The sequence below is a fragment of the Gluconobacter sp. NFX36 genome, from assembly GCF_049887835.1.
Lineage (GTDB): Bacteria > Pseudomonadota > Alphaproteobacteria > Acetobacterales > Acetobacteraceae > Gluconobacter > Gluconobacter japonicus_A.
On sequence record NZ_JAGEKJ010000033.1, the window covers coordinates 1 to 8,346 of the forward strand.

The following is an 8,346-nucleotide window of genomic DNA, read 5'->3' on the forward strand; positions in this document are numbered from 1 at the left end:
TGAACTGGCCCCACTCCATCTCCCACTGGAGTGAGGCAATCAGTTTCCCTCAGAAGCCTTGGCCTGTTCTTCCCGCTCGGCACCGACGCGTCCAGCCGCCATCAGGGACAACGTGACAAGGGCTGGATACTGTCCGCCGGACAGCATGTTGCGGAATTCATCCACCGTCAGATCCTGTCCGTCGTCACCTTCCAGTCCCTTGACGCCCAGTACACATTCCTGCGCCAGCGCCTTGCCCTGGCACAGATCATCGTTGGACGGTGGCAGCGTGTCAGGAGCATAAAATCCCGCGCCAGCCCGAACAGAGCGGTTCAGCTCGCGTGCTTCTGCCAGACGCAGCGCATACAGCGTGTCACGATAGGCGGGCGTAAAGCCGCGTGTCGTGATGAAGAACGTGTTGCCTTCAGGGCCGACTTCGATTTCCTCGCCCTGAGAGACACGGTTACGGTCGCGGGAGAAAGCACTGAGCTTTGCCATGTTAATTTTTTCCGTTTGATTTGAGGGTACAAAAAAGCCGCCTCGGAGGGCGGCGAATGATCACGTCAGGCTGAATAACCCCACTGGGTATCGATCCAGGCAATCCGTTTCGTTGCATAATCAATGATGTAGGAAACGCTTTGCTTACCGGGGTTGGCGCGCACGTCGATTGATCCTGTAGCGCCATTAATATCCCAGTTTGCGAGATCAGCCTTCATCATGTCAGGGTCAATTTTGGAGACGTAATCGACAATCCAGGACGTGATTGTCTTTGCGTCGATAACGCCCGCCCGCCTAAGTTCGCGCCATCTGGCGCGAAGCTCAGGACGAAACTTGTTGAATACCGTGTTAAAGAAGCCCGGATTATGGTCTGCCTTCGAATTATTCCCCGTCAGGAACCCTATATTTTCCGCGTCCGATCCCACCCCATTGATGGGCGACGTCAGGCCCCATGTTGCGTCTTCATCATAAGGCCAGATGTGCCAGATCCCAGACGTTGGCGTCCCGTTCCATGAGCCACCCATCCAATTGTTAGTTAGAGCATCCATAGACCCGGACAGTTCAACAATCAGGATGTAATCGAGAAAGGAAGTCAGATCGATATAACTGCGATACGTCGCCCGAATATCTAATTCGCCACTGTAACACTTCTGCATCCAAGTGATAAATCGGGCAGACGCATCATTTACATCCTTGTTGATTGTGGAAACATCTGCACCTGTATCGTAGTTTTTTCCTAGATCGGGGCTGGTGAAATCCCATTCTTTGCTTGAGAACGCGCTCGTCCACATATCAGCAGCCTTTTGAGGCTGGATCAGAATATGTTGATCGTTTCCGTCGTCCATAAGATAAGCGTCAGGGTCATTGCTTGCCCGAAGGACGTACAATCCAAGAAAGCTGCCATTCCGCCAAATTTCCACAGGAAATCCGGTTGTAGAAAACAAGGCCGATGCATGAACCCCAAGATCGGTCCTATCGAAATACTGATATGCAGAGAGGGGTGCCAGACGGCCGTTCGGGTACGAATGCATCTGCCTCCAGACATGCGTTGTCAGGCTATCACGAACAAGTGCCCTGTCAGTTCCATAACCCTTCACGTCGATGCTGGACATAGGAAACCAACTGCCAATTTTGACTGCCAGTTTGTTACCAGTGACCGAGTTTCGAAGCTTGAATTTCCAGTTCTTCTTATTCGCATACTGCGAAGTCTGGCCCTGCACCTGCCACGTTCCAGAAGCCGAAAACAGGGGCGTCGAGCCGTCGAAGACGGTGACCGACATGCTTGGCGTCGTGCCAATGTCCGGTAAGTCGCCTTGCACGACTATGCGCCACGGCTGGTTGGGTTTCGGGACGGTGATGTAGTCCCAACTCTCGCTCGGGTTGTTCGCGCCCAGCTGAACCAAACCACCATTATCGGTATAGCCGGTCGTCGGCGCAGAATACTTAGCCAAAGATCGACCTCCCGTAATAGCGGGATGCGCCATCCCACATAAATTCAACACAGCAGACTGAGCCTATACGACTATCCACGAACGCCGCACCAGACGGCCAAATTACGTTGTCCGGCCACGTAATGTCGCAATTTCCGTTTGGAGGCTGCTGGATCAGAACACGCATCTGCTGTAGTTCACCGATGTTGCCGCCTGATATTGCAATCTGACAGTCCTGATCGGGCAGGATGCGGTAGGCAATATCTCCGTAATTAGCAAACGCCAACGATAGGGACAGGCCGGGGGAAACCTGCGTCCGGATAGGAACACCGCTGGTCACGGCGTCCACCATCTGATTACCGGAGAGGGTCTTCCCACCCGCTCCGGTTGCTACCCCCGCCGAAAAATCGAGCAGGGCTGGCATTATGAGGAACTCCCTGTTGTGGCTGCTTTGGCCTCCAGAGATGCAACGCGAGCCGTCAGCGCCGTCAGGGCCATTTCCTGCGAGGCAATTTTCTGTTTGGTGGCCTCGAACAGCACACAGAGGATCTGCTCGTAGCGTAGCATCTGTATTGTTACAGGCTGTCCGCTACTGTCCATTTTCTGAACGGAACTGACATTATAGACAGGTTGCCCGTTATCGTCCTTTTCCCCAGTGTCGGTTTTTACTGTTTCGTAAACGGGACTGTTCGTCCAGAGGGCATAGTCAGACGGGTTCAGGCCTGCCGCTATGAGGGCTGCTTGCACTTTCTGCGCAATGAACCCCGCGTGGATACGCGCATCATCTTCGCCCTTCGCTGCTACTGAAGAGTTCAATTTGAACGTTTCGGAATCCAGCGAATAAATGGCGGCCAACAGCTTAGCCCCGTCAGCATAGGACGCGTCCGAAAGATCACCTACCAGTGTTTTATGTGTGGCGTCAGATGTGACTGTAACAGCCGTCTGACTGAAGATGCCACTAACAGCACGGCCGGCTTCAGCAATAGAGATGCCACCATCAACATCCGGTGTCGCGACAGTATTGAATCCAGAAAACATTTCGTATGAAATGTCATTCTGTCTTATATACAACTTGTTTGGGCTAACCCCGCCAAAGCGGTAGGCCACCGTAACGGTTCCAGATGCGGGGGATTGGGCCCACGTGCCTAACGCAAAGTAGGTGTCACTGTTGCCATTATTCCCACGAAGGCTCTGAATAATAGCGGAACCATCTGACGTATATGAAACAACACCACCGGCTGCATCTTTTTCCGCTTGCGGGATATACGTTGTTCCTAAGTTAGAAACCGCAGTCTTAGCATCTTTTGCGTCAGAAGACGCCTGGGAAGCCTCTGTCTTCGCCGCTGTAGCGTCTTCTTGCGCAATGGCCACATTCGTTGCATTGCTCGCAACAGCCGTTCCCAAAGTAGCGAGCGTCTGGTTAGTTTTACCGCCATCCGTAGACAGGGTGCAGGCAGAAAGATCGAGATTTGTAGGCGCACCATAAGCCATAATAATCAAGCTCCAGTTGTATTGGGATTGACGGCCAGTACGCCGCCATTGCTGTAAGAGCCGGGATAAAAAACAGAGCCATCCGTCATGATGACGCCGCCGTTACTCGACAGGCCGGTTGGCAGGGGCGTGGCACCTGCCATGTAGATATTTCCGTTCGTGGTTACGTCGCCTGGTAGCGTCCCAACCACAGACGGGAGCTGCCGCAAAAAGCCGTTCTCATCCACATACGTTGTGGACGCCGAAACGCGGTCTGCGAGAGATGAGATTGGGACGTCACCCTGATCAGTTCTGACCAAGGCCGCATGGTCTAGCGGCAACATCAATTTTAACGACGCACTTTGCGCCTGCGTTGCCGGAGAGACCGTCAAAGCCGAGATCAGCGTGCTACCGTCCGTGAGCAATAATGCCCCCACGGGATCGAGAGCCGCCACGCCAGCAGCTTTGCCGCGTAGAGACGACATCGTGTCTGAAGCTGCGTTCCCCGCTGCTTCAGCCTTGGCGGCCGCACTGGCAGCAGCCGTTTCGGCTGCTGCTACAGCATCGTCCAGACCGATTGCAGCACTGATGGCCTGCGCCAGAACCAGAATGGTGACCTGATTGGCACCTGTTCCACCGGCTTTGGTGATGATTCCCAGGAGCGCATCCGTGGGAGACACGCTGTCCGCAAACGGGAGGCCGGAAATCGGCTGCCCCGGTTGATTGGTTGTTGCCATGTTGTCTCTCTATGCGATCAGGAGCGTGTCTGTTGCCGATCGGAAAACCTGATTGAGCAACGAGACGCCGGCAGGGGATGTGAGGTGGCTGGCCCTGTCCGGAGACAGCAGCTGCGCCACGGAAATTTTCTGGACCTGCGAGGGGCCAAGCGTGAGAACCCGGCCATTCGGATCCGTCAGGGCATTCGGCAGAATAGGCGTGCCATCGGCCAATGCGGGCCAGTCCGGTACGTCGTCCGGGTCGCTGTCCATGTTGATCTGAACAGTCACGGCTTCCGTGTGACGGCGGCCTTGCAACGTGTGCAGGGTCAGACTGACCGGCACCAGTGTGTTCGGTTGGCCACCTGCCAGACAGACAACGGCGAGGCCGTTGACCTTGCCGCACCAGAGCACTGTTAGGTCTGAGGATGTGACAGGATCTGGCACCGTGGCAGAGACGGACACAAGTGTGTCACCCGCATCCTCAAGCCAGCGGCGGGGATCCAGTGCAAACTCCAGGACGTCAGCCGGGGCTTTGGGAGCCCAGCTTTGCCGGATCGAGGGCAGCCGGACACCCCAGAGCGGCGGCGTACTGGACGCCAGCAGCCGCAGGGTCCGCGCCGACGCGACCGTCACGCCTGGACAATGGATGTCAGCCATGACGCAACCTCATCTCAGCCGCCAGAAGCAGGAGGCGTTGCCGGGATCCGGTCGATCTTGAAGGTTCCGCCTGCTGCCAGAGGATTGCCGGAGATATCGAACGTGGCCACGATCGTGGTGTTCTTGCTGCCGGCATTGATCTGCGGGTTACGGAGGGCTGCGTTCAGGAACGTGAACACGTAGCTGTTACCAGCCGCGTCCTTGACCGTGATCGCGATCGGCCCCTGCGTGCCGGCAGCGTAAAGCTGGTACTCATCCCAGGTCTTGAAGAAAAACTGCAGCTGGCCTGTTGCCAGAATTTCGCCTGGACGGATCCCGCAGGCATCCGCATGCCCCATGCCATAGTCAGCCCCGGAGCCATTGCGGTTCAGCGTGATCTGGACCTGGCGAATACAGCCAGCGGGTGTCTTGCCCTGAATGGTCAGGCCAGAGAAGTTGCCGACCGTGTCGAAAATCCGGCCTGTCGGGGCGGCCGTATAAGCCGTGGCAGGATCGGCGTCTGCGATGGACTGACCTTTACAGGTGAAGTCAAACGCGACAGCCGAAAATCCGCCCTGGGCAAAGGTGATCTGTGCCTGCGTGCAGAAAGACCCAGGACGCACGATCCATTTGCCATTCAGCTTTTCGATCAGCGTCCAGGTTTTGACGACCGCACCGTTCTGGATCGTGTTGCTGTTCCAGTCTGCGCCTAGGACAGCAGCCAACATATCGTCGTAGGTGCCGTAAGACAGGGCGCCTGACAGCGTGCCGGACGTCGTGGTCTGCGTGACCACTTCCTGAGACGCTTCAATATCAGCATTGATTTCGTCAGGACGCTGCGTTGTCGCCTGGGGGCGGAAATTCTCGCCCGTAAATCGCGTGCTCTGGAATGTCCCGGTCGCCTGGGCGCCGTAGTTCTGTTCCAGACCGTAAGCAATGGCCGTGTCATTGGACTGGGCACCGGCCTGATACCCTGCTGTCGAGCCCGTGAAGGCCATGGTTTCACCTCATAAAAAAAGCCACCGCGAGGGTGGCTGTGTCAGAGAAAATCAGGGGGATGGCAGAGGCAGGACGATGTCCTGGTACCGATAGGTGACGGCCAAACTGAACCGAACCCAGTTACCTGTCTGGTCTTTATCGGGCGGATCGTAAGACTTCCCGTCGTAATAAAGACCTTCGGGGGCAGCGCCGTCCGGGACACGGAATGCGACTGACAGGGCCTTGCGCCGTTCGAGTGCCGGCAAGGCCCCATAACCGCGCGGCACGCACAGGTGCAGCCAGATCTGGCCGGTTTCCTCGTCAACGATCTCACCGACGCCGAGGCGATCGCCGTCCGCGCTGGCAACTTCGAATAGAACCCAAGGGTGCTGCTGGTCCTCATCGGCTTGCGCCATCGCGTCCAGCACTGGAATGCCAAAAGGGGCCATGGCCGCGGAAGCGCGCTGGAAACCGTCCATCCAGACGACGGGAGACGTCATGTTCCACCTGCTGCAAAGAGTTTCCAGCCACAGATTTCGGAACCGTCATAAACGGCTGTCGCATCTGTCAGCGTGTAGGTGCGGCCGCCATCCACGAGACGGTCATCCTTGCGAGGACGGCCAAATCCGGCTGCTTCCAGTTCATCATTCAGGATTTCCGCCACGAACGGCATGACTGATACGCCCGCTTCCAGCGCCGCTGTAGCAGGGGGAGCGGAATAGGCGATCAGGATCACGGCAACGGGAGCTGGAAGGCTGCCATTATTCGCACGGGACAGCGCCATCATGCGGCCTTTATGTCGGATCTGACGACGTCGGCGTTCTGTCTGATACCCCATTACGAAAATCCCGAAGGCAAATACCGAGAAAGCATGGCAGCCGAGTCAGCCGGTAAGCCGCCCGAAGCCGCATCCGGAGTTGCCCAAGACGTGGACCCAACGCCTTGCTCACTTTCCGACTTCAAAAGCGGATCACGGTCTTTCGCCGAATAGAACGAGCGTGCCGCTATCAGAACCGCCTGCCTGATGTCTGCTGGCATCGTGACAGCAAGAGCGTTGCCGTCGTCGTCCACCATTCCTGGAACAGCCCAGCCAGCCCGGTAGGAAACGGAATAACGCCCAGGCCACCACCATGGGCCGTGCGACGGATAAAGGATCCCGCACAGCGGATCGAAATCCCACCCGCCAGCAGGAACCGGCAGCGCTTGCCCATCCAGAAACACGTCTGCCACGGACAGCACAGGATGAACGGCCAGAATGAGAGACAACTGCCTGTCACCGTGAGCGATCCGGATGCGATCAGACCAGTCAGCCATCGTGATCTGACGCCCGATGTAACTCTGTACAGCAGATGATGCTGCCAGGAGCATATTGGTCAGAACCCCGTCCTGAGAGGTATCATTGTCTGCGATCGACAATGCCGCCTTGAAGTCGGACAGCGCCACGAAGGGCAGCGGATCCGCTGCCCGACTGGTCTGGAGTGTCGTCATGATCGTCTCCAGTCACCAGATCAGCCGCCTGTGCCACCTGTGGACGCGGTCGTGGTCAGATCAGAAAAATTGCCGTTAATCAGGGCTTCCGGACGGTAGATGGCCAGCGCAAGACGCTCTTCGGCCAGAACCGTGACCATGTTCTTGACGAAGTTATCCCGGTCTTCCGTGGAGATCGTCACTGTTGCATCTTCACGATCAAAGATCTGCGCTGCCAGTCGGAACGCACCAGTCATGAACTTGCCCTGACCCATGGCAAGGCTTTCCGCAACCGGAAGACCCCAGAGAACAGCGCCGTTCAGACCGAGAGGATTGGCGAACACATAACGAAGCTCCGCATCCTTCGTCAGCGTGATGCTGGCCCAGTCCGTCGGGTTCAGGATGTGACCCGTAGCCGGATATTCGGCCAGCGTGGTCTGAAGCATGGCCAGACGCAAACGATCGATCATCGTCTCATTCTTGACCAGGACACCAGCGGGCTGCGCGTATGCAGTCGAAGACGCCATTAGCCCCTTAATGCTAACGCCTGACCCGTCACCATTCAGAAGTGCGTCATCTTCCTTGAAGGCGAGACCGTACCGCAGACGCCCATCAATGTAGCTCTGAAGCATCGGAGCATCAGCCAGGATCTGCTTGGAGGCCATGACCCAGTGAGCAACCGTCCGGATCGGTAGGTTCTGCAGAGCAAACGCGATGTCGGACTGAGGCTTCGGTGCGGAAGGATTTTCAGCCACGAAGCCCGCATTATTCGTAAACCCGGTTTCCTGAACATAGTCGATTGAGCTGGACGACGTATTCCCCGGCATCAGAAGGTCACGAATGACAAGCTGGCGATTGGGAACCTGAATGATCTGAGGCTGACGATCCGCAACGACCAGACCGGTTGTTCCAGAAGCCCCGGTGGAACTGGCAGATGTGATATTCTTGACTTCGATCTGGAGCGTACCCTTCCAGTTCGAACCACGCTCCATGACAGACTTGACCTCATCAGACTGGATAAAGCGCTGCCCAATCGAGAGATTGACCTGCTGCTCATTCCCGTGTCCACGAGCGCCTTTCTGCTCCAGGTCAGTCAGGCGAGCAGCCAGGACGTTCATTTCCGTCAGCGCCTTGTCTGCACTCGCTTTGGTTTCCTTGGTGACTTCACC

The 8,346-nt window shown here is 56.7% G+C and carries 11 protein-coding genes; all 11 read right to left on the reverse strand.

Annotated elements, in window-relative coordinates:
• Positions 1-39 precede the first annotated feature (39 nt).
• On the reverse strand, positions 40-477 hold the full coding sequence (locus J4P41_RS15390; RefSeq protein WP_061932307.1) for a hypothetical protein: 438 nt from the start codon (positions 475-477) through the stop codon (positions 40-42).
• A gap of 65 nt (positions 478-542) precedes the next feature.
• Complete coding sequence (locus J4P41_RS15395; RefSeq protein WP_426067799.1) at positions 543-1,928, reverse strand: CotH kinase family protein; 1,386 nt, start codon at positions 1,926-1,928, stop codon at positions 543-545.
• The gene (locus J4P41_RS15400) at positions 1,921-2,331 is read right to left on the reverse strand and encodes a hypothetical protein (RefSeq protein ID WP_426067800.1); all 411 of its coding nucleotides are present in this window, start codon (positions 2,329-2,331) and stop codon (positions 1,921-1,923) included. The genes J4P41_RS15395 and J4P41_RS15400 overlap by 8 nt, the downstream gene beginning before the upstream one ends.
• Positions 2,331-3,398, reverse strand: a complete 1,068-nt coding sequence (locus J4P41_RS15405; RefSeq protein ID WP_426067801.1) for a tail fiber domain-containing protein — start codon at positions 3,396-3,398, stop codon at positions 2,331-2,333. The genes J4P41_RS15400 and J4P41_RS15405 overlap by 1 nt, the downstream gene beginning before the upstream one ends.
• A gap of 5 nt (positions 3,399-3,403) precedes the next feature.
• Entirely contained in the window at positions 3,404-4,114 is a 711-nt protein-coding gene (locus tag J4P41_RS15410; protein WP_426067802.1) for a hypothetical protein, read from the reverse strand.
• Between the two features lie 9 nt (positions 4,115-4,123).
• Complete coding sequence (locus J4P41_RS15415; RefSeq protein WP_426067803.1) at positions 4,124-4,753, reverse strand: hypothetical protein; 630 nt, start codon at positions 4,751-4,753, stop codon at positions 4,124-4,126.
• Positions 4,754-4,767: 14 nt separating this feature from the next.
• Entirely contained in the window at positions 4,768-5,730 is a 963-nt protein-coding gene (locus J4P41_RS15420; protein WP_426067804.1) for a phage tail tube protein, read from the reverse strand.
• A 51-nt stretch (positions 5,731-5,781) separates the two neighbouring features.
• The gene (locus J4P41_RS15425; RefSeq protein WP_426067805.1) at positions 5,782-6,210 is read right to left on the reverse strand and encodes a hypothetical protein; all 429 of its coding nucleotides are present in this window, start codon (positions 6,208-6,210) and stop codon (positions 5,782-5,784) included.
• The gene (locus J4P41_RS15430) at positions 6,207-6,548 is read right to left on the reverse strand and encodes a hypothetical protein (protein WP_426067806.1); all 342 of its coding nucleotides are present in this window, start codon (positions 6,546-6,548) and stop codon (positions 6,207-6,209) included. Before J4P41_RS15430 ends, J4P41_RS15425 begins: the two co-directional genes overlap by 4 nt.
• Positions 6,548-7,198, reverse strand: coding sequence for a phage head-tail connector protein (locus J4P41_RS15435; protein WP_426067807.1), 651 nt, complete (start codon positions 7,196-7,198; stop codon positions 6,548-6,550). Before J4P41_RS15435 ends, J4P41_RS15430 begins: the two co-directional genes overlap by 1 nt.
• Positions 7,199-7,218: 20 nt before the next feature.
• Positions 7,219-8,346: phage major capsid protein (locus J4P41_RS15440; RefSeq protein WP_426067808.1), on the reverse strand; the 1,128-nt coding region annotated here is incomplete at its 5' end.

Bases quoted from the DNA above. Each gene is read 5' to 3' on its own strand.
- J4P41_RS15390 (WP_061932307.1), bottom strand. From the start codon at position 477: ATGGCAAAGCTCAGTGCTTTCTCCCGCGACCGTAACCGTGTCTCTCAG.
- J4P41_RS15400 (WP_426067800.1), bottom strand. From the start codon at position 2,331: ATGCCAGCCCTGCTCGATTTTTCGGCGGGGGTAGCAACCGGAGCGGGT.
- J4P41_RS15405 (WP_426067801.1), bottom strand. From the start codon at position 3,398: ATGGCTTATGGTGCGCCTACAAATCTCGATCTTTCTGCCTGCACCCTG.
- J4P41_RS15410 (WP_426067802.1), bottom strand. From the start codon at position 4,114: ATGGCAACAACCAATCAACCGGGGCAGCCGATTTCCGGCCTCCCGTTT.
- J4P41_RS15415 (WP_426067803.1), bottom strand. From the start codon at position 4,753: ATGGCTGACATCCATTGTCCAGGCGTGACGGTCGCGTCGGCGCGGACC.
- J4P41_RS15420 (WP_426067804.1), bottom strand. From the start codon at position 5,730: ATGGCCTTCACGGGCTCGACAGCAGGGTATCAGGCCGGTGCCCAGTCC.
- J4P41_RS15425 (WP_426067805.1), bottom strand. From the start codon at position 6,210: ATGACGTCTCCCGTCGTCTGGATGGACGGTTTCCAGCGCGCTTCCGCG.
- J4P41_RS15430 (WP_426067806.1), bottom strand. From the start codon at position 6,548: ATGGGGTATCAGACAGAACGCCGACGTCGTCAGATCCGACATAAAGGC.
- J4P41_RS15435 (WP_426067807.1), bottom strand. From the start codon at position 7,198: ATGACGACACTCCAGACCAGTCGGGCAGCGGATCCGCTGCCCTTCGTG.